This window comes from Streptomyces sp. NPDC059875 (assembly GCF_042731085.1).
Classification (GTDB): Bacteria; Actinomycetota; Actinomycetes; order Streptomycetales; family Streptomycetaceae; genus Streptomyces.
Map to the genome: position 1 here is coordinate 242,340 of NZ_JBHWJZ010000001.1, position 20,264 is coordinate 262,603.

Consider the following 20,264-nt stretch of genomic DNA (forward strand, 5'->3'; position numbering starts at 1 on the left):
CGTCCGGACCGGACGGCGCCGATACTGGAAGGGATGGAGTGGTTCACGGCACCGGACTACTGGCTGAGCCGGATCGTCTTCCAGCGGGGGCTCGCCGGGCTCTATCTCGTGGCCTTCCTGTCCGCGGCTCTCCAGTTCCGGGCCCTGATCGGCGAGCGCGGCATGCTCCCCGTACCGGAGTATCTGCGCCGGGTGGAGCCGCGTCAGACCCCCAGCCTCTTCCACTGGCACTACTCGGACCGACTGTTCGCAGCGGTTTCGTGGAGCGGCGTGGCCCTGGCGCTCGCCCTGGTGGCGGGCGCGGGGGACGCCGTCCCGCTCGCCGTCTCGATGCTGCTGTGGGCGGCGCTCTGGGCGCTGTACCTCTCCATCGTCAACGTCGGCCAGACCTGGTACAGCTTCGGTTGGGAGTCGCTGCTCCTGGAGGCCGGCTTCCTCGCTGTCTTCCTCGGCAACGACGACACCGCGCCGCCCGTCCTCGTCCTGTGGCTGCTGCGCTGGCTGCTCTTCCGCGTCGAGTTCGGCGCGGGGCTCATCAAGATCCGCGGTGACCAGTGCTGGCGGAATCTGACCTGCCTCTACTTCCATCACGAGACCCAGCCGATGCCCGGGCCGCTCAGCTGGTTCTTCCACCATCTGCCCCGTCCGCTGCACCGGGTCGAGGTGGCGGCCAACCACGTCGTCCAGCTGCTGGTCCCAGTACTGCTCTTCACCCCGCAGCCGGTGGCGACCGTCGCGGCCGGTCTGATGGTGGCGACCCAGCTCTGGCTGGTGCTCTCGGGGAACTTCGCCTGGCTGAACTGGCTGACGATCGTCCTCGCGCTCTCCGCCATGGACGGCTCGCTCCTGGTGGGCGAGCACCCGCAGCCCGCCCCGCCGGTCTGGTACGTGGTCGTGGTCGTCGCCGTGACCGCGCTGGTGCTCTTCCGCAGCTACGGCCCGGTCCGCAACCTGCTCTCCCGGCGCCAGGCGATGAACCGCTCGTTCGACCCGTTCCACCTGGTCAACACGTACGGCGCGTTCGGCACGGTCGGCCGGATCCGGGACGAGATCGTCATCGAGGGCACCGACGACCCGGTGCAGCGCGCGGGCACGGTGTGGAAGGAGTACGGCTTCAAGGGGAAGCCCGGCGATCCGCGCCGGCTGCCGCGCCAGTTCGCCCCGTACCATCTGCGGCTCGACTGGCTGATGTGGTTCGCGGCGCTCTCCCCCGCGTACGCGCGCGACTGGTTCGGGCCCTTCGTCGAGCGGCTCCTCGACGGGGACCGGGACACCCTGCGGCTGCTGCGCCACAACCCCTTCCCCGACGAGCCGCCGGTCCGCATCAGGGCCCGCCTGTACCGGTACCGCTACACGACCTGGCGGGAGCTACGGGACACGGGGGCGTGGTGGCATCGCACGCTCGTACGGGAGTTTCTGCCTCCGGTCGAGCTGAGGACCCCTGGTCACACCCGTGCCCCCGGGCGCGGGGGCGGCCGGGGGCACGGGTGAAGAGGTACGACTCAGTCGATACCGGGCAGGATGTGGGGCTCCGCGAGGTCGTCCTCGTAGCCCGCCAGCCGGATGGGGGCCGCGTGGGCCCACACGTCCAGGCTTCCCAGCTCGCCGGGACGGTGGGGCCGCTCCGGACGTTCGGCCGGTCGCTGTTCCTGCTTCGTCAGTTCTGGTGTCACCGCGCACTCCCTTGTGTCGCGTACCTATGAGGACATGGCCGTTCGGTCGCGGTGGCGCCGTTCTTCGGGCGGGACCGCGGCCTTGGTGGTGGGCCAGTCCCCAGGCCGACCGTGAGGGTTTGGTGAAACCCCGGTGGCCGACCGTGGACCTCAGACTAACCAAATGAGCGGGCCAGCGCTCTATGGGGCCGGGAAGTGTGACGCAATCGAGTGAATTTCGGACACCCGAGCGGGTTTATCCAGCCGATCTACCAGTTGGCGGGCGCGTAGTCCTTGAGGAAGCAGCCGTACAGGTCCTCGCCCGCCTCGCCGCGCACGACCGGGTCGTAGACGCGGGCGGCGCCGTCGACCAGGTCGAGCGGGGCGTGGAAGCCCTCCTCGGCCAGGCGGAGCTTGTCGAAGTGCGGACGCTCGTCGGTGATCCAGCCGGTGTCGACGGAGGTCATGAGGATGCCGTCGCTCTGGAACATCTCCTGGGCGCTGGTCCGCGTCACCATGTTCATCGCGGCCTTCGCGGCGTTGGTGTTCGGGTGCCCGGCGCCCTTGTAACCACGGCCGAAGACGCCCTCCATCGCCGAGACGTTGACGACGTACGCGCGCCCGCTGGCCGCCTTCTTCGCGGCGTCGGCCATCACCGGCCGCAGTTTGCTGATCAGGATGAACGGCGCCGTGTAGTTGCAGAGCTGGGTCTCGAGCAGTTCGACCGGGGAGATCTGCTCGATGGTCTGCACCCAGGTGTTGGTCTCGACGACGTCCGGCACCAGGCCGCCCGCGTCGATGGCGCTGCCGTCGCGGTGCCGCTCGACGCTGGCGTTGCCCGCGACCAGGGCGAGATCGGCGACCTTCTGCGCGTCCAGGCCGCTGACGCCGACGGGCAGCGCGGCAAGACCGTCCACCGCGCCGGAGTTGAAGGCGCCGATCACGTGGTGGGCCGGGAGCTCCCCGGCGGGCAGCGGCGCGCTCTCGCCCTCGACCAGGGCGGCGTAGGCGGAGGGCAGGCGGCGCACGGTCTGCGTCGCGTTGTTGATGAGGATGTCCAGCGGACCGTCCTCGGCGATCTGATCGGCCAGGGCGACCGCCTGCGCCGGGTCGCGCAGGTCGATGCCGACGACCTCAAGGCGGTGCATCCAGTCCGCCGAGTCCTCCATGGCCTTGAAGCGGCGGATGGCGTCCTTGGGGAAGCGGGTCGTGATCGTGGTGTGGGCGCCGTCGCGCAGCAGCCGCAGCGCGATGTACATGCCGATCTTGGCCCGGCCGCCGGAGAGCAGCGCGCGCTTGCCGGCGAGGTCGGTGCGGGCGTCGCGGCGGGCGCGGTTCAGGGCCGCGCAGTCCTGGCAGAGCTGGTGGTAGAAGTAGTCGACCTCGACGTACCGCGTCTTGCAGGTGTAGCAGGACCGGGGGCGCTGGAGTATCCCGGCGATCTGGCCGGCCTCGGTGACGGAGGAGGGCAGGATGCCCTCGGTCTCGTCGTCGATCCGCTGGGCGGAGCCGGTGGCGGTGGCCTCGGTGACCGCCTTGTCGTGCGCGGTCTTCGCGGCCCGGCGCTCCTGGCGGCGGCGCTGCTTCACCGTCCGGTAGATACCGGCGGTGGCGCGCCGGACGGCGATCGCGTCCGGGTGGTCGACGTCCAGCTCGTCGAGCTCGTCGAGCACGCTCAGGCAGACGGCCAGGCGTTCGGGGTCGATACCCGGCCCGTACTCCTGGGTTTCTTCGGTCACCGTCATGGCCTCTGTCGTTCCTCGATCGCTCGTACGCTCGCGCGCGCCCATATCCCAAAAGACGGATTTTACGGAGCGGGGGGCCGTGTCTCCAAACCCGTACCGGGAGCGTGGTCGAACACACAGTCGCCGCAGAGTCCGCCGCCGGGGCAGCGGTAGTAGAGGCAGCAGCTGGTACGGCGGAGGGCGGGGCCCTGGACCGTGCGTGCCAGGTCCGGGTGATCGAAGAGCCCGGAGACGAGCTCGGCGGCGCGGGCGGCGACCTCGGGCCGGTCCTGCGCGCGGGCCCAGCGGGTGAGCTCCCGCAGCGCTCCGGCGAGCGCGGAGCCGGCGTTGCCCCAGAGCAGCCGGGGCGAGATGCGCCCGTCGCGGCGGAAGGCCTCGTGGAGCGGGACGAGGTGGGCGAGCTGGACGGCCTCGCGGAGGTCGGCCACGGTGGCGGGGCGGGTGTCGGTGCCCGCCCACCACAGGTCGTCGGGAGAGGTCAGGGCGCCGTCCCAGTACAGGTCCGCCGGGTCGAGAGCCGGGAACCTGCCGTGCAGGGCGGCCGGGCCGAGGGCGATCGACCACAGCCGGGCGGCGAGCCCGAGATGGGCGATCGAGGCGGCGACCCGTCGCTCGGGGGTACGAAGGCGGGCGCCGACGCGGTCGACCCGGGCGGTGAGGGGGTCTTCCTCACCCGCGTACAGGCGCGCGAGCGGCACATGCTCGCCGCCCGTCTCCGGCGTGGTCGTCCGGAGCGCGAAGAAGCCACCCACCGATGTGCTCTCGACGAGATCCACCGTCACCGCCTCCTGTGTGGTCGGACTTCCTGGCACGGCACCGGTAAAACTCCGGTCGAGTTTGGATCATGCATGGTCATGTTCGAGTCATGCATGGTCATCTTCGGGTCATGCTCACCCCAAGTGCGGCTCCGCGACCGCCGATCACCGTAACGCTCGACGGCATGACACCTCCCACCAACCCCCTTGCCTCCGCGGCGCCGGCCCGGCGCGCGGTGCTCGCACTGACCGCCGCCGCGGCCGTGACCGCGGGCGTCCCCGCGTCCGCCCGGGCCGCGGTGCCCCCGGCCCGTCGGCCCCGGCCGGACGGTCCGCTCACCGCCGCCCGGGCCCTGGCCCAACTCCGGGCCGGGAACGCCCGGTTCGCGGCGCTCCGGCAGATCCACCCGCACGAGGACGCCGCCCGGCGCGCCGCCGTGGCCGTCTCCCAGCACCCGTTCGCCCTGGTCCTCGGCTGCGTCGACTCGCGGGTGCCGCCCGAGCTCGTCTTCGACCAGGGGCTCGGTGACCTCGTGACCATACGGTCGGCCGGGCAGGCCCTGGACGAGGCCGTGCTCGGCTCGATCCAGTTCGGCGTCGAGGAGCTGGGCGTCCCGCTGGTCCTCGTCCTGGGGCACGAGCGGTGCGGGGCGGCGACCGCCGCCGTGGAGTACGTACGGACGGGCAAGCCCGTCGAGGGGCACCTCGCCCGCGTCGTCGAGGAGATAGCGCCGGCCGCACGCGCCGCCCGCGACCTGCCGGGCGACTGGGTGGAGAACACGGTGCGGGCCAATGTGGCCCGGATACGGCGGCGACTGGCTCGGGATGAGGCGTTCGACAAGGCCCTGATCGTCGGCGCCCGCTTCGACCTGGATACCGGAAAGGTCGCTTTCCACCCCTCCTGACCTGCGCGGGTGTACATCCCAAGGCGTACGTCACGGTCCCGTACTGCGACGGCAGTACGTCCGAATGCGTTCCCAGGTACGACGACGTGAACGCTCGGAAGAGAGATCGTTGTATGTATGAGCCCCCTCCTGCTGTCCGTGCTCCTGTCACTGGTCTCGGCGGTCGCCTACGCGGCCGCGGCGATCGTGCAGGAGCGGGTCGCGGCCGCCGCCGGCGGCCCCACCTACGCGCCGCTGCGCAGCCCGGCCTGGTGGGGGTCCGTCCTGCTCAACGGTCTCGGCGCGGCGCTCCACGTCGCTGCGCTCGCCTACGGTCCGCTCAGTCTGGTCCAGCCGCTGGGCGCCCTCACGATCGTCTTCGCCCTGCCCATGGCGGCCCTCTTCGTGGGCCGCCGGGCCGGGCACACGGCCTGGCGCGGCGCGCTCATGGCCACGGTCGGCCTCGCCGGGCTGCTCAGCCTGACGGGCAGCGCCGAGTCGCAGTCGCTGGGCGGCACCGAACGCTGGCTGCTCGCCGCGGCGACGTTCGGGGTGGTGGGCGGACTGTTCACCATCGCGCACCTGGTGGGCCGCTCGGTGCTGCGCAGCATCGTCCTGGCGGCCGCGGCGGGTGTGTCGTTCGGTATCGCCTCCGTCTTCACCAAGACCGTGGCCGTGGAGTGGTCGCCCGACGCGCCGCTCGCCCAGTGGACGAGCCTGCTGGTCCTCTCGGCCCTCGCGATCACCGGGCTGCTGCTCTCCCAGGCCTCCTACCGGGGCGCGGGCCTGGCGGCTCCGCTGGCCACGGTCACGGTCGTCAACCCGGTGATCGCCGCCGCCGTGGGCCTCACGCTGTTCGGCGAGACCTTCCGGTACGGCACGGCCGGCACCGTCGCCGCGCTGATCTGCGGTGCGGTGGCGGCGGGCGGTCTGATCCAGCTCACGACGGACCGCCTGACGGCCTCCGACGACTCGCTCTCGGTGTCAGAGGACCGGACCGTGTCAGATCGCGACGCCCCGCGCCCTGAGGTAGGCCAGGGGGTCGATGTCGGAGCCGTACCCGGGACCCGTCCGCACCTCGAAGTGGAGATGCGGTCCCGAGCTGTTGCCGGTCGATCCTGAACGGGCGATGCGCTGCCCGGAGTTGACCCGCTGGCCTTCGCGGACGGTGAGCGCGGACAGGTGCGCGTACTGGCTGTAGCGCCCGTCGTCGTGGCGGATGACGACCTCGTATCCGTACGCGCCGCCCCAGCCGGCGGAGACGACCTTGCCGGTGGCGACGGCCTTCACGGACGTGCCGGTGGGGACGGGGAAGTCGACACCGGTGTGGTAGCCGCTGGACCAGGAGGAGCCGGACACGCGGTAGCTGGTGCCGATCGAGGCGGAGACGGGGGCGCTGAAGCCGTCGGCCTGGGGTGCGGGCCGGGTGGCGGGCTTGGTCGCGGGCTTGGGGGCCGGTTTTGTCGCAGGCTTGGTGACGGGCTTGGCGGCCGGCTTGGTGACCGGCCGTGCGGCAGGTCGGGTGGCGGGCTTGGCCTGCGGGGCGGCGGGAGCCTTCGTGGCCTGCGGTGAGCCCTTCGGGGTGGTCGTCGACGTGCCCTTCGGGGCGGTCGACGGCGTGCCCTTCGGGACCGGCGGGTTGCCTGCCGAGGGCCTGGCGGCAGGCGTCCCGGTCTGCGGCGGCTTGACGGGGGCGGTGATGCGGAGGGTCAGCTTCTGGCCCGGATGGATCAGGTCGGGGTCGGTGCCGACCACGCCGCGATTCGCCTCGTACAACCGCTGCCAGCCGCCCTTGACGCGCTCCTCCCGGGCGATGCGGGAGAGCGAGTCGCCGGGGGCGACCGTGTACATCTCGCGGACCGTCGGCACGGTGGTCGGCGTCGCGGCCGGGGGCTTGGCCGCCGGGGTCCGCTGTGCGGCCGCGGTGCGCTGCGCCGGCACGGACGCGGGCGTGACCCCGCCCTTGGCCTTCTCCTGACCGCGCTCCGCGCGACCGAGCCCGGCGCGCGACGAGCAGGTCGGCCAGGCGTCCGGCCCCTGCCCCTTGAGCACCTTCTCCGCGATGGCGATCTGCTGGTCCTTGGAGGCCAGGTCGGCGCGCGGCGCGTAGTGCGTACCGCCGTACCGTTCCCAGGTGGACTGGCTGAACTGCAGCCCGCCGAAATAGCCGTTGCCGGTGTTGATGCGCCAGTTGGAGGAGGACTCGCAGGCGGCGACCTTCTCCCAGACGTCGAGAGAGGCGGCCTGCGCGGTCCCGGCGCCGACCAGCGGCAGCGCCATCCCGGCGCCGCCCGCTGTGACGGTCAGCGAGGCGCGGTTGATCCGGCTCGGCTGGTACCGGCGGTGTCGTCCCCGTGCGGCCATGGGCCCCCCTCGAACGCGTCAGCAGATACGCATCGGCAGTCGCCCAAGGTAAGGGAAGGTCACAGGCCGTGACAAGGGCCTTGGGGAATCCCCAAGTCCCTTGTGTCACCTACGAATCAGAGCCCGGCGGGCCCCGGCTCGGGCTGAGGCTCGGGTTCCGGTACGGGAGTGGGGCCCGGGGGCTCCGGAACGGGGTTCGGGGGCGGCACGGGAGGCGGTTCCGGCACCGGAGTCGGTGGCGACGGGACCGGCCCCGGCGGCGGGATCGGCGAGGGCGGCACCGGGTCGGGGTACGGATGGGTCATGACGGGCCTCTCGGTCGACGGGCGGGACGGCTCCAGGCTCTCCCGGAGCGTGTGCCCGCGCCCGCCGGGGCCATTCATCCGTGTCGGCGCACCACGCTCGCCGCGGCGGCGAGGCCGAGGCGGGGGCTCGAGAGGACGGGCAGCGGGGTCGTGGTGCGCTCGGCGGCGTCGGCCATGGAGGCCTGGGCGAGGACGATCACGCCGCCGCCGACCGGATCGACGGAGTCCAGGGCCCGGGCGACCGCGTCGAGGTAACCGTCGTGGTCGCCGGCCAGGAACCGCTCCCAGGCTCCGTCCACCAACAGCGTGGTGACCGTCGTGGTCCGCTCCCCCGACTCCTCCCGGAGCAGGTCGACCGTGGGCCCCAGGGTGGAGGCAGAGGTCGCGACGACCACGATCCTCCCCCGGCCTTCGGCCGGGGGGACCCCCATCCCGCTTCGCTCGACGCGCACTGCCTCGGCCGCCATCGGCCGGTCCACCCGCAGGACGGGCACACCCAGTTCGGCGGCGCTGCGCTCGGCGACGCCGCCGATGGTCGAGCAGGTGCACAGCACGGCGCGGGCACCGTCGGCGACGGCCTCGGCGAGGGCGTCACGGACGGCACCGGCCACGGCTTCCGGCCCCTCGGCCCGGGCCCGTTCGAGCAACTCCTCGTCTACGAGGTGCCGCAGGGCGAGCCCGGGGTGGTGCCGGTCGCGGAGCCCGTCGAAGACGGGCACGTGGACGGCGGAGGTGTGCAGCAGAGCGAGCGTCACCAGAGCTCCGGGGCGGCCCTGAGCTGCGCCTTCGCCGCGCGAACGACCTCGGCGGGCGGCACCGGGGCCTCGTCGGGGTGCTTCTCGGCCCACTTGGCGGCGTACGGGCAGAGCGGCACGACGGGGACGCCCTCGCGGGCGGCCATCTCGTAGAACTCCCGCACGAGCGACCCGGCGATGCCCTTGCCCTCGTGCCCGTCCTCCACGATGGTGTGCACCGCGACGAGGGCGTGCGGGTCGGCCGTCAGGACGAAGTAGACGATGACGCCGACGTACGTCGTCCCGTCCTCGAAGGCCTCCAGACGCCCCTTCTCCCGGTCGTCCCTGAGCTGAAGATCGGCCATGCGATGGGTCTCCTCGGACTGGCTGGTTCAGGCGGGTGCGGGCACGGCGTGCGGGCTGCGCGCGGTGTCACTGCCGGGCACCGGCGCGGACGCGTCGGACCCGAGCTCCACGATCCGGTTGTCCGCGTCCACGTGCACCACACGGGGGACGAACGAGCGCGCCTCGGCGTCCTCGACCTGCGCGTAACTGATGAGGATCACCAGATCCCCCGGGTGCACGAGGTGCGCGGCGGCACCGTTGATCCCGATGACCCCGGAGCCGCGCTCGCCCTCGATGACGTAGGTCTCCAGCCGGGCGCCGTTGTCGATGTCGACGATGTGCACGAGCTCGCCGGGCAGGAGATCGGCCGCGTCCATCAGATCGCCGTCGACGGTCACGGACCCGACGTAGTGGAGATCGGCCTGGGTCACGGTGGCCCGGTGGATCTTCGACTTGAACAGGGTGCGAAGCATGGAGAAACTCCCGATGTGTCTGCTCCCTGCCTGCTCTCTGCAGGTCAAGGGCGGTCTTCGGAGACTACAACGATTCGCATGTTCGGTCAGCTGTCCCCAGGTGTTGCAGACCTCACGCTGACCCGTTGCCGACTTCTCTGACGCACCATCGGACCGACGCGGGTGCCGTACTGCGCGTTCCGCCCCCTGCCACGATCACCGCCCGCCGAGCGGGCCATGGATCGCCATGGAGGACTGCTACCCCATGGAGATCCTCGCCGGCCGCGGGCGGGCGATGACGCCATCCGGGCTCGTTCCGATCGAGGCCAGCGCGCGGCAGTCGCGGGGCGGCCATCCCGTGGGCCTGAGACTCACGAGGACTCGGTGTACGGGCAAGACGCTGTCGTTGATCCGGCCTCAGGTCGGGTCTCTCGCCTCTCCACCCAGGTGAGGGTTGGTGAAACGAGCGAGCAGCAAGGCAATGTCGTCGTCCGCGGAGCCCGGCACGAGGTGCGTGAGGAGGCTGTCGCACAGTCCGGTCAAGGACGGGTGGGGTTGGGTGAGGAGATGGATGAGTTCGGCGAGGCGCTCGTCGATGTCGCTGCCGCGGGACTCGATAAGACCGTCCGTGTACAGAACGAGGAGGCTGCCCGGTTGCAGGGTGGTCTCGGTGGTGGTGAAGCGAGTGCCGCCGACGCCGAGCGGGGTGCCGGGCGGCAGGTCGAGGAGAGCGGCGGTGCCGTCGGGGCTGACGACGGCGGGCGGCGGATGGCCGGCGCGAGTGATGCGGCAGCGACCCGTTGCCAGGTCGGTCACGACGTAGAGGAAAGTGGCGAGCATCGGCTCGGCAAGGTCGTCGAGTGCCGCTTCCAACTGGTGGAGCAGTTCCTCGGGTTCGAGGTCGAGCCTGGCGAGTGCCCGGACGCTGGCGGAGAGCCGTCCCATCACTGCGGCAGCCGGGGTGCCGTGGCCCATGACGTCGCCGATGAGCAGTGCCGCCCTCCCGCCGGGCAGGTTGAGCACGTCGTACCAGTCGCCGCCGACCTCGTTGACGTCGCTGGCGGGCAGGTAGCGGTGGGCGACCTCGAGCCCGGCAGGTGGGGTGATGTGCTGGGGCAGCATGCTGCGCTGCAGGGTCAGCGCGGTGTCGTGTTCACGGTGGTAGAGGCGGGCGTTGTCGATGCTGAGGGCGGCGCGCGCGGCGAGCTCGCCGGCCAGAGTCACGTCGTCGGAGGTGAACGGGCCGATCGGACGGCTGCGGTAGAAGGTCGCCACGCCGAGCACCAGGTCCCGCGCGAAGAGCGGCGCCATCATGAACGAATGCACGCCAAGCTGCAGCAGCTGCGCGGGCCTGCTGGTATGGCGGGCGGCGGGGGCGATGGCCCTCTCGTCGAGGACGGCCAACAGGAACGGCTCACGTCTGGACAGAGCCTGGGTGTAGGGGGCGGCCGCCGGGAAGTCGAGGGTGCGGCCGAGCGGGGCGAGGACATCGGTGACCGCGGAGCCGGTCAGCGGGGCCTTGCCCAGGCGGCGCAGGGCGACACCGCCGGCCAGCCCCATGCCGGGATCGTCGCCTCGGGCGAGGGTGTCCAGGACATCGACGGTGACCGCGTCGGCGAGGTGAGAAGCGGCGAGGTCGGCGAGTTCCTGGGCGGTGCGCTCCAGTTCCAGGCTGGAACCGATCCGGATGGACGCCTCGCTGAGCAGTGCGAGCCTGCGCCGTCCCATCTCGGCTTCGGTGTGGGCGCGCTGCTGGTCGGTGATGTCGAGCAGCGAGGCGATGACCCCGATGGCCCGACCGCCCGGGTCCTCCACGCGGACGTAGGAGCACGACCACACCCGATCATGGTCGGGCTCGGCCGGGGTACGGCCGATGCGGCGGCGGTCCAGGACCGGCTCCCCACTGTCCAGGACCTGCCGCATCGCCGCCTCCATGTCCTCGGCGTTCACCTCGGGCAGCAGCTCGGACAGGCTCCGGCCGACATGGGCCGACTCCGCCAGGCCGTTCATCCTCTCCAGGGCCGGGTTGACCCGCAGGAACCGCAGCTGTGCGTCCAGGACGGCGATGCCGACCGGAGAGCGGGCGAACAGCCCGTCCCACACGGCCGACGATCCGCGGATACGCCGCGCGGCGTGGGCATCGGCAGCGAAGAGCAGGACCGCGGAGGCGTCGTCACGCCGGTCGGAAACGGGGCTTGCCCAGATCTCCACTTCCACGGGGTGCCCGTCTCGGTGCCAGGCGGTGACCGTGCCCATGACCCCCCGCCCGCCGGCCGCGGCCTCCCAGAGCGACCGGCCGAGGCTCCTGTCCGCGCCCGGGTGCAACAGCTCGGCGATGTGCCGTCCGATCACCTGCTGGGGGCTGTAGCCGAGCAGCCCTTCGGCGGCCCGACTCCAGCGCACAATCGTTCCATCGGCACTGGTGGCCACCTGCGCCACCGGCAGCGCACCCAGCCAGCCGCCGGCGTCCTGGGCCGCACCGCTGACCAGCTCCTCGACCGGGGTCGGCTCACTCATCCCGCGCCTCCCCGTGGGGAAGGGCGCGGGCGTTGCGGCGCCTCGCAGCGCCGGCAGTCCTCGGCGGTCAGCACCAGGCTCTCGGACCAACCGGTGCGGAACTGCTCCAGCAGCTCCTTGCAGCCTGAAAAGTCCAGGTGGCGCCGCGCCCTACCGCTGCCCGCGAGCAGCAAGGGTGCCGCCATCAGCCCCTGAGGCCGCCCGCCCGGAGCGGCCACCGGATGCGCTTCCTCCATGCTTCCCATGGTCACCCTGCCGGCACCAGACCGCTCTCTCGCACCAGCCGTCCGCTTCACTGCCCGCAGCCAGTCGATCACCCACCGATGTGGTGCCCTTGGCAACGTCACGGCGCACCCGCACGACCCAGGCGGTCAAGAAGGCCCTGGACGCTCCCCTTGATCAGATCTTCAAGCGCTCGAACCGCGCTACAGCGCGTCCAAAGCGCTGACCTTCCAGCCTTGGGGGGTGGAGATGAGGGTCATGCGGACGCGGTTGAGGTCGAGGCGGGGAGTGGTGACCTGGGTGCTGGTGGTCAGTTGGTTCATGAAGAGCAGGATGACGGCCCTGTCCGGGGAGGCCGACACCACCGACGCCGCCGGGGCGGCGTCGCCGCCCGGGGGCTTCGCGACCGTGGCCTTGACCACGCCGCGGTACTGCTTGGCGGTGGGGGCGACCACGGTGTGGGTGGTCTTGGCGTACTGGTCGAGGAACGGGTCGGTGAGGTGGGTGCGGGCCGCGGCGAAGTCGCGGTCCAGGTGGCGGTAGTCGTACGAGAGGACGGCCGGGGCAGCCTTGTGTGCCGCGGTGAGCGCGGCCGTGCGTGCCTGGGCCGTGCGTTCGGCCTCTCGGTACTTCCACCCGAGCATGGCGGTGGCGACCACGCCCAGTACGACCAGGACAGCGAGCACCGCGCCGAGCCGGCCGGGGCGACCCGCCGTCTGGGCGGTCGCCTTGGCGGTCGACTTGGGGGTCCGCTTGGGCTTGGGGTCCGGGCTGGCCTCGGGCTCGTTCGGCTGCCGCGCCGCCCTCTCGGCGCGTTTGGCGGCGGCGCGGAGGGTCGCCGTTCGAAGGGTCGTGTTCGCCACGTTCTGTCTCCTGTCAGCCGACGAATTCGACGTTGGACGTCAGCCACTGCCCGTCCTTCAGGACGAGGTCGAGCTGAAGGCGGTAGTTGCGGGACGTGCCCTCGGGGGCGGCGACGTTGGTGACCTTGCTGTCGGCCACCACCAGGACGCGGGCGGTCCGTTCGTCGGCCCGCGCGATACCCGCGTCGAGGATCTGACCCTCCGAGACCGACTTGTTGTCGGCGACGATCTTCGTCAGCTGCGTGGTCTGGGCCGCGAACTGCTTCTTGAAGTCCCCGGTCGCGCCGTTCAGGACGTTCTTGCTGTCGCGGTCGTAGTGCCGGTAGTCAAGCGAGGTGAAGTTGAGCGCCGACTGGCGGGCGGCGGCCAGGATGTCCTGGTGCCGCCGTTCCTCCTCGTGGCGCTCGTACAGCCGAACACCCAGCCATCCCGAGGCGGCCGTCAGGACGGCGGCCAGGACGGCGAGCACCGCCACCGACCATCGGTGCCGGAGCGGCCGGGCCGCGTGCGTGAGGAGTACACGGGTCATGCCGTTCATGCCATGGGTCCCACGAGCAGCCATTGCCAGGAGTCCTTTCCGAACACGGTCTGTGCTCCGCCCGTCGAGCCGATCTGGACGGACCTTCCGGGAGCGTTCTGGGCGCCACGGACCGACGTGTCGCCGCCGCGCGGGGCCGCGCAGTGGGCGTCTGTATTGGCCCGCCGGTCGGAGGTGTCGGCGGGGTCGCGGCGCTGGGTGGTGCCGTATCCCTGACGGCAGGGCGGCGGGTCGTCGGCGTTGACGACCATGCCGAAGTGGGTGGTGCCGTCGCCGGGGACCACGGTGTAGCTGCCCGCGACGACCACGGGGAAGGTGACCAACGTCTGTTCCACGCCGGGCAGCCGGGCGAGGGTGATCTGACCGCCGCTGATCAGGTTGCCGAGGAGGACCGGGAGATGGGGCCGGTTGTCCTTCATGAGCGCGTCGACCTCCCGGGCGGCGGAGGTGCCGCCGGCCATCAGGGCGCGGATGTCCCCGTCGCTCGCCTTCACCTGGGCGGTGAGCGCGGCCAGATCACGCGAGAAGGAGGTGATCGCCGAGCCCTGGTCGGCCTGCGTCCTGAGGACCTTCCTGGAGTCCTCGATCAGCGCGATCGTCTCGGGCAGCGAGCCGGACGCCGACTCGACCAGGGCGTTGCCCGAGTCCACGAGCCGGGTCAGATGCGGGCCGGTGCCGGAGAACGCCTTGCCGAGTTCGTCGACCGTGATCCGCAGGTCCTGCTTGTCCACCGATTCGACCAGCCGGTCCAGACTCAGGATCATCTCGGTGGTGGGCACCGGCACCCGGGTGTTCCGGCGCGGGATGGTGCTGCCGTCCCGCAGTTCGGGGCCGTTCGCGGAGCGCGGCTGCAGATCCACGTACTGCTCGCCGACGGCCGAGCGGTTCGCCACCACGGCCAGGCTGTCCGCCGGGATGGTGGGTGAGTCCTCCAGAAGGAGGGCCACCGACACGCCGCCGGACTCGGTCAGCCGCAGCTCGCCCACGCGGCCCACGGGTACCCCTCGGTAGGTGACCTCGGCGCCGGAGTAGATGCCTCCGGAGTCGGGGAACTCGGCCCGTACGGTGTATCCGCGGTTCAGGAGGCGGTCGACGAGGCCGGTGTACTCCGCACCGACGTAGGACACGCCGACGGCGGTGATGAGCGCGAAGGCGAGCAACTGGGCTTTGACCGTACGGGTGATCACGGCACCAGTCCCTTCATCAGCAGCTCGGCGAGCGCGAGGTCGACGCCGGGCGGGAAGGGGCTGTCGCCCTGACGGTGGTACGAGACGGGATCGGCCGGGGTGCAGAGCGGCAGGCACTCCAGGTCGGCGTCGCCGCCGGGAGCCTCCGGAGCGCTGGGGGTCCCCGAAGGGAGAGGGGTCTTGGGGAGCGCCGGGCTGGGGACGCCCGGGAGCGAGGGGGTGGTGGGGAGCCCGGGCAGCCCGGGAGCCGCGGGGCCTCCGGGCTGCTCTCCGGGCGTCCCGGGCTTCGCGGGCTCGTCGGCCAGGTTGCCGTAGACGCTGCGCAGGTCGAGATCCGCGGTGACCTTGAGGTTGACGTAGTCCCCCTTGATCGCGTCGACGACGTTCCGGGGGAAGGGATAGGTCGTCAGGAGTTCAAGGGCGTTGGGCAGATCGGCGCCCGCCTTGTTCAACTGGCTGAGGATCGGCTGAAGGGCGCGGAGATTGGCGATCACGTCGGCGCGCGACGCGTTGATCACCTTCGTACCGGTCGTGCCGAGCTCGGACAACGACGTGAGCATGGCGGTCAGCTTGGTCCGCTGGTCGGCAAGCACCTTCAGCGCGGGCGCCACAGTGGTGAGGGCCTGGCCGATCGTCCTCTTCTCCTTGGCGAGGGTGGCGGACAGCTTGTCGATGCCCTCCAGCGCGCGGACGATCTCCTTCTTCTGGGCGTCGAGTCCGCCGATGAAGGTGTTCAGCTCACCGAGCAGGGACGTGACCCGGTCCTCCCGGCCCTCCAGCGCCTTGTTCAGCTCCGTGGTGATGGTCTTGAGCTGAGCGACACCACCACCGTTGAGGAGGGCCGACAGGGCCGACAGAACCTCCTCGATCTCCGGGTTGCGGCCGGAGCGGGACAGCGGGATCCTCGCGCCGTCGTCAAGTCTGCCGACCGGCTTCTCGGTTGTCGGTGCCGACAGCGACACGTACTTCTCGCCGAGCATGCTGGTCTGCCTCAGTTCGGCGATCGCGTTGCCGGGCAGCTTGACCGAGTCGGCGACGCGGAGGCGCACGCGGGCGTGCCAGCCGACCAGTTCGACCGTCTCGACGGCGCCGACGGTGACGTTGTTCACCTTCACCGTGGACTGCGGTACGAGATCGAGGACGTCCCGGAACTCGACCGTGACCCGGTAGCTGTCGCCGTCGGCGGCCGCGCCGCCGGGCAGCGGCACGTCGTAGAGGCCGTTGAACTCGCAGCCGGTGGTCAGCAGGAGCGAGCCGGCGGCTGCCCACAGCGCGGCCTTGCGGGGAGCTCTCATGTACGGGCCTCCAGGATTCCGCCGAGCGTCTTGTCCATCGAGGGCGCTCCGGCCACGGGGAGCGCCGCTCCGGTGACCGGGTCGGCCTCGGGCAGCTTCGGCAGGGAGTCGAACAGCTTCTTCAGGTTCTGACAGTCTGTGGCCTTCCCCTTGGCCTCCTCCCCGGTCGTCTTCAGCAGGGAGCACAGCAGGGTGGCCGGGTCCTGGAGCTGCTCGGGATTGCTGCGGGTGTCGAGCGTGCCGGACGCCGGGTTGTAGGCGTTCTGCAGATTGGAGAGACCGGCGGGGACGACGTCGAGGAGCTCTTCGAGGGCGGCGCGCTGCGTGACCAGCACACGGGTCACCTTGGAGAGGCCCTTCACATCGGCGGTCAGGGCCTTCTTGTTCTTCTTCACGAAGTCGGACACGTCGGCGAGTGCCGCCGCCAGGTGCGTGATCGCCGCGGCGAGGTCCTTGCGCTCCCCGGCCAGCTGCTCGGCCACCTTGGCCAGGCTGTCGTTGAACGACCGGACGGAGGCGTCGTCGGCCGCCAGCGCGGCGGTGAAGACCTGGAGGTTCCGTACCGTCCCGAACAGGTCCTGGCGGCCGTCGGACAGGGTGGTGACGGCCTGCGAGAGGTCCTCGACCGTCCGGTGGAGCTGCGTGCCCTGTCCCTGGAGGTTGTCCGCGCTGACGGCGAGCAGCCGGGACAGCGAACCGTCCTTGTTGGCGCCTTGGGGGCCGAGCGCGTCCGATGTCGTACGGAGGCTGTCGAAGACACGGTCCAGCTCGACGGGCACGGCCGTGCGGTGCAGGGGGATGACGGCGCCGCTCTTCATCTCCGGGCCGCCGCGGTGGACGGGGAGAAGCTGGAGGTAACGGTCGCTGACCACCGAGGAGTTGATGATCGCGGCCTTGGCGTCGGGCGGGACCTTGTACTCGGCCGCGTACTCCAGCTCGACACGGACCCGGTCGCCCTCCGGTGCGATCTCCTTGACCTCGCCGATGCGGACGCCGAGTACGCGCACGTCGGAGCCGGGGTAGATGCCGACCGTACGGGGGAAGTAGGCGGTCACCCGGACCGTGGGCTCCTGGGGCAGGTACACGACGGCGAGAGCCGCGGCCACGACCAGGAGAGTGGCGAGCGCGATACGGCGGATGATCCGCTTGTTCATCGTGATCCTCCTGTCCGTGGGGTCACCGGTGTGGGGGCGACCAGGTTCTGGATGTAGCTGTCGAACCAGCGGCCGTTGCCGAGGGTGTTGGTGAAGACCCTGGCGAAGGGGGCGAGGAGCTGGACGCTGCGGTCGAGGCTCGCCTGGTTGCGTTCCAGCATCTTCACCACGGTGTTCAGGCGGGTGAGTGCCGGTCCGATCGCCGCGCGGTTGTCGCCGACGAGGCCCGAGAGCTGGATACCGAGGGCGACGGAGCTCTTGAGCAGCGCGTGGATGACCTTTCGCCGGGACTCGATCTCCTTGAACAGCTTGTCGCCGTCCTTGACCAGCTTGCTGAACTCCCCCTTCCGTGCGGCGAGTACACCGGTGACGCCGTTCGCGTGGTCGAGGAGTTCGCGCAGTGCCTCGTCGCGGGAAGCCACGGTGCGGGAGATCTTCGACAGCCCCTGGATGGAGGCTCTGACCTCGGCGGGCGAGTCCTCGAAGGTGGTGGAGAGGGTGTCGAGGGCGGTGGCCAGCTGCTGCTTGTCGATCTGTTCGGTGGTGGTGGTGAGGTCGCTGAAAGCCTCCACCACGTCGTACGCCGGGACGGTCCGGCTCAGCGGGATCTCGCTGCCCGGCTTCAGCCGGCCGGTGCCTTCCGGCTCAAGGGCGAGGTACTTGGCGCCCAGGATCGTCTTGATGCGGATGGACGCGCCGGTCCTGGTCCCGAGCTCCGGGTCTCCCTCGACCCTGAAGGTCACTTTGACGTGGTCGCCGGCCAGCTCGACCTCGTCGACCTTGCCGGTCTTGACGCCGGCGATCCGTACCTCGTCGCCGGGTCGCAGCCCGCCGGCTTCGGAGAAGGCCGCGCTGTACGTGTCGCCACCGCCGATCAGCGGAAGGCTCTCGACGTTGAACGCGGCGGCGATCAGCAGCGCGAGGGTGGTGAGGCCGACTGCCCCGATCGTCACGGGATTCCGTTCGCGGAAGGGAATCACCGGCCGCACCTCGCCCGGGCGACATGGAGTTCGGGGGTGATGACCTCGTCGGTCTTCGGCAGGACGATGCGGCCGTCGAAGTCGCAGAGGTAGAAGTTGAACCAGGAGCCGTACGACGCGGTGCCGGTCAGCTTGTTCAGCTTGTTCGGCAGGCGCTGCAGGACGCCCTCCACGGTCTTCTCGTGGTCGTTCAGGGTTCCGGTGAGCTCGGCCAGCTCGGCGATATCGGTCTTCAGCGGCGGCCGGGCGTCCTTGAGGAGACCCGAGGTGGCCTCCGTGAGGCCGTTGATGCCCGCCAGCGACTCCCCGATGGGCTTGCGGTCGGCCGAGAGCCCCGAGATCAGCCGTTGCAGCTGGGTGATCAGGTCGGAGAAGCGGGTACTGCGCTGGTCCACCGTCTTCAGCACGGTGTTGAGGTTGGTGATCACGGACCCGATCAGCTTGTCGCGTTCGGCGAGCGTCGTGGTGAGCGAGGCCGTGTGCGCGAGCAGGCTGCGGACCGTACCGCCCTCACCTTGGAGGGTCTTGACGATCTCGGTGGCGAGCTGGTTCACGTCCTCGGGGCTGAGCGCGGCGAACAGCGGCTTGAAGCCATTGAGCAGCGCGTTGAGGTCGAGTGCCGGTTCGGTACGGGAGAGGGGGATCCGGCCTCCGGGAGCGAGTCGCTTCCCGTTCCCCGCGCCCTCGGTGAGGGCGACGTACCGCTGCCCGACCAGGCTGCGGTAGCGGATGACGGCGCGGGTGCTGGTGAGCAGGGGCCGGTCGCGGGAGACGCTGAAGGTGACCTCGGCAAGCGCCCGGTCCTTGATCCGGATCCCTTCCACCTCCCCGACCCGCACGCCCGCGACGCGGATGTCGTCGCCCTCCTCCAGGCTGGTGACATCGCTGAACACGGCGGTGTACGTCTCCTGGGGGGTGAAGGAGAGGTTGACGATGGTGGCCGCGAGGACGGCGGTCGCCGCGATGGTGACGACGGCGAAGATGCCGAGCTTGGTGAGCTGAGGGGCCATGGAGCGGGCGTTCGTACGCATCCCGGAACTCATGCGTGGCTCACCGCCGTTCCCCGTGCCAGCGGTCCGAAGAGCAGGGTCGTGACGGCCGGGACCTCGTCGGCGGGCACGCCCATGACCGGGGCCACGAGCGAGGCGACGGCGTGCTGTTCGGCCGGTGTCCCGGATACTGGCCCGGCCGAACTCTCGGCCGACGTACCGTCGTCGAGCTTGATCGGCGGTGCCGGGATGTGGGGGTGGGGCAGACCTCTGCAGTTCGGGCCTGAGCGGTCGGCATAGCGCGGTTCCTCGCCGGGTCGGTAGGGGGGTCGGGGGCGGACGAACTCCAGGGTGATGCGCATCTTCCCGCCCCTGAACGCCTCTTCGGAGGCCGCTTCCTGGCGCACGAGACCGGCCAACAGGCACGGGTACTCCGGCGAGTAGCGGGCGAACAGGGCCAGCGTGGGGCGGGAGACGCGGCCCAGGGTGATGAGCCGGGCGGAGTTCTCGTCGAGTACGCCCTCCGTGGTCTTCGCGGCGGTGGCGGTCCAGGTGAGGAGCGAGGAGAGCTGCTCCTGCTTCTCGACGATCGTCCGGCTGGTGGTGAGGGTGTTGTCCAGGATGCGCAGCAGGTCGGGGGCGGCCTCGCCGTACACCTCGGCCACGTCGGCGAACCGGGAGATGTCCTCCTTGAGGGAGGGCATGTGCGGGTTGAGCCGGCGCAGGTAGGCGTCGAGGCGGGTGAGGTTGTCGCCGATGTCCTCGCCGCGTCCTTCGAGCGCGGTGGAGAACGCGGAGAGCGTGGCGTTCAGCTTCGCGGGCTGCACGGTGCTGAGCAGCGGCAGCAGGTCGTTCATCAGTCGCTGGAGCTCGATGCCGACCGTGGTGCGGTCCTGGGTGATGACGTCACCGGCGCGGATGGCCCGGGTGGACGACGTGGGTGGTGCGACGAGGTCGACGTACTTCTCGCCGAACAGGGTCTTGGGCAGCAGCCGTGCGTGGACGTCGGCCGGGATGAGGGAGACGTGCTCCGGCTTGAGCGCGATGCCGAGCGTGGCCTTCTCGCCGTCGGCCCGCACCTCGCGCACCTCGCCCACGAGCAGCCCGCGCAGCTTGACGTCGGCGCGCGGTTCCAGCTGGTTGCCGAGGGTGTCGGCCTCCAGGGTGATCCGTACGACCGGGGTGAACGCCTGCTGGTAGACGGCGACGGACAGCGAGAGGAGCAGGGCGACGACGACGATGAAGACGATCCCGTACAGCCTCAGTGTGATGGTGCGACGCAT

19 protein-coding genes are annotated in these 20,264 nt (G+C 71.0%); 3 read left to right on the top strand and 16 right to left on the bottom strand.

All coding sequences use genetic code 11. The annotated features are described in order from the left end of the window. The first annotated feature begins 33 nt into the window (after positions 1–33). Positions 34–1,491, top strand: a complete 1,458-nt coding sequence (locus ACFV9D_RS01000; protein ID WP_385138886.1) for a lipase maturation factor family protein — start codon at positions 34–36, stop codon at positions 1,489–1,491. Positions 1,492–1,502: 11 nt separating this feature from the next. On the opposite strand, the gene ACFV9D_RS01005 is transcribed toward ACFV9D_RS01000, so the two are convergent. The 3 genes from ACFV9D_RS01005 to ACFV9D_RS01015 all read right to left on the bottom strand — a co-directional run bounded on the left by ACFV9D_RS01005 (position 1,503) and on the right by ACFV9D_RS01015 (position 4,173). Then, a complete protein-coding gene (locus ACFV9D_RS01005; protein WP_361431199.1) occupies positions 1,503–1,673 on the bottom strand; it encodes a hypothetical protein in 171 nt (56 codons plus the stop codon). Positions 1,674–1,921: 248 nt separating this feature from the next. Beyond that, the gene (locus ACFV9D_RS01010) at positions 1,922–3,397 is read right to left on the bottom strand and encodes an SDR family NAD(P)-dependent oxidoreductase (protein ID WP_385138890.1); all 1,476 of its coding nucleotides are present in this window, start codon (positions 3,395–3,397) and stop codon (positions 1,922–1,924) included. Between the two features lie 62 nt (positions 3,398–3,459). Next, entirely contained in the window at positions 3,460–4,173 is a 714-nt protein-coding gene (locus tag ACFV9D_RS01015; protein ID WP_385138892.1) for a (2Fe-2S)-binding protein, read from the bottom strand. Positions 4,174–4,337: 164 nt separating this feature from the next. On the opposite strand from ACFV9D_RS01015, the gene ACFV9D_RS01020 reads away from it, so the two are divergent. Both ACFV9D_RS01020 and ACFV9D_RS01025 read left to right on the top strand, forming a co-directional pair. Continuing rightward, positions 4,338–5,057 carry a carbonic anhydrase gene (locus ACFV9D_RS01020; protein ID WP_385138895.1) on the top strand — a complete coding sequence of 240 codons (720 nt, stop codon included), beginning with the start codon at positions 4,338–4,340 and terminating at the stop codon, positions 5,055–5,057. Positions 5,058–5,174: 117 nt separating this feature from the next. Then, positions 5,175–6,158, top strand: coding sequence for a DMT family transporter (locus tag ACFV9D_RS01025; RefSeq protein ID WP_385138897.1), 984 nt, complete (start codon positions 5,175–5,177; stop codon positions 6,156–6,158). Here ACFV9D_RS01025 and ACFV9D_RS01030 read toward each other — a convergent pair. The 13 genes from ACFV9D_RS01030 to ACFV9D_RS01090 form a co-directional block, all read right to left on the bottom strand. Then, the gene (locus ACFV9D_RS01030; RefSeq protein WP_385138899.1) at positions 6,039–7,400 is read right to left on the bottom strand and encodes a transglycosylase family protein; all 1,362 of its coding nucleotides are present in this window, start codon (positions 7,398–7,400) and stop codon (positions 6,039–6,041) included. The two genes, ACFV9D_RS01025 and ACFV9D_RS01030, sit on opposite strands and share 120 nt — an antisense overlap. 379 nt (positions 7,401–7,779) lie before the next feature. Next, complete coding sequence (locus tag ACFV9D_RS01035) at positions 7,780–8,460, bottom strand: arylsulfatase (RefSeq protein WP_385138902.1); 681 nt, start codon at positions 8,458–8,460, stop codon at positions 7,780–7,782. Beyond that, on the bottom strand, positions 8,457–8,804 hold the full coding sequence (locus ACFV9D_RS01040; protein ID WP_385138905.1) for a GNAT family N-acetyltransferase: 348 nt from the start codon (positions 8,802–8,804) through the stop codon (positions 8,457–8,459). The genes ACFV9D_RS01035 and ACFV9D_RS01040 overlap by 4 nt, the downstream gene beginning before the upstream one ends. Before the next feature lie 27 nt (positions 8,805–8,831). Continuing rightward, positions 8,832–9,257 (bottom strand): aspartate 1-decarboxylase, encoded by a 426-nt coding sequence (panD, locus tag ACFV9D_RS01045; protein WP_385138908.1) that lies wholly within the window; start codon positions 9,255–9,257, stop codon positions 8,832–8,834. Between the two features lie 396 nt (positions 9,258–9,653). Beyond that, complete coding sequence (locus ACFV9D_RS01050) at positions 9,654–11,753, bottom strand: SpoIIE family protein phosphatase (protein ID WP_385138910.1); 2,100 nt, start codon at positions 11,751–11,753, stop codon at positions 9,654–9,656. Between the two features lie 425 nt (positions 11,754–12,178). After that, positions 12,179–12,838: a hypothetical protein gene (locus ACFV9D_RS01055; protein WP_385138913.1), complete on the bottom strand. Its 660-nt coding sequence runs from the start codon at positions 12,836–12,838 to the stop codon at positions 12,179–12,181. 13 nt (positions 12,839–12,851) lie between these two features. Beyond that, a complete protein-coding gene (locus tag ACFV9D_RS01060) occupies positions 12,852–13,367 on the bottom strand; it encodes a hypothetical protein (protein WP_385138916.1) in 516 nt (171 codons plus the stop codon). Positions 13,368–13,372: 5 nt separating this feature from the next. Further along, entirely contained in the window at positions 13,373–14,563 is a 1,191-nt protein-coding gene (locus tag ACFV9D_RS01065) for an MCE family protein (RefSeq protein ID WP_385138918.1), read from the bottom strand. Then, positions 14,560–15,858 (bottom strand): MCE family protein, encoded by a 1,299-nt coding sequence (locus ACFV9D_RS01070; protein ID WP_385138922.1) that lies wholly within the window; start codon positions 15,856–15,858, stop codon positions 14,560–14,562. The genes ACFV9D_RS01065 and ACFV9D_RS01070 overlap by 4 nt, the downstream gene beginning before the upstream one ends. Further along, the gene (locus ACFV9D_RS01075; RefSeq protein WP_385138925.1) at positions 15,855–17,012 is read right to left on the bottom strand and encodes an MCE family protein; all 1,158 of its coding nucleotides are present in this window, start codon (positions 17,010–17,012) and stop codon (positions 15,855–15,857) included. The genes ACFV9D_RS01070 and ACFV9D_RS01075 overlap by 4 nt, the downstream gene beginning before the upstream one ends. Then, entirely contained in the window at positions 17,009–17,992 is a 984-nt protein-coding gene (locus ACFV9D_RS01080) for an MCE family protein (RefSeq protein WP_385138927.1), read from the bottom strand. Before ACFV9D_RS01080 ends, ACFV9D_RS01075 begins: the two co-directional genes overlap by 4 nt. Continuing rightward, entirely contained in the window at positions 17,989–19,035 is a 1,047-nt protein-coding gene (locus tag ACFV9D_RS01085; protein ID WP_385138930.1) for an MCE family protein, read from the bottom strand. The genes ACFV9D_RS01080 and ACFV9D_RS01085 overlap by 4 nt, the downstream gene beginning before the upstream one ends. Then, on the bottom strand, positions 19,032–20,264 hold the full coding sequence (locus ACFV9D_RS01090) for an MCE family protein (protein ID WP_385138932.1): 1,233 nt from the start codon (positions 20,262–20,264) through the stop codon (positions 19,032–19,034). Before ACFV9D_RS01090 ends, ACFV9D_RS01085 begins: the two co-directional genes overlap by 4 nt.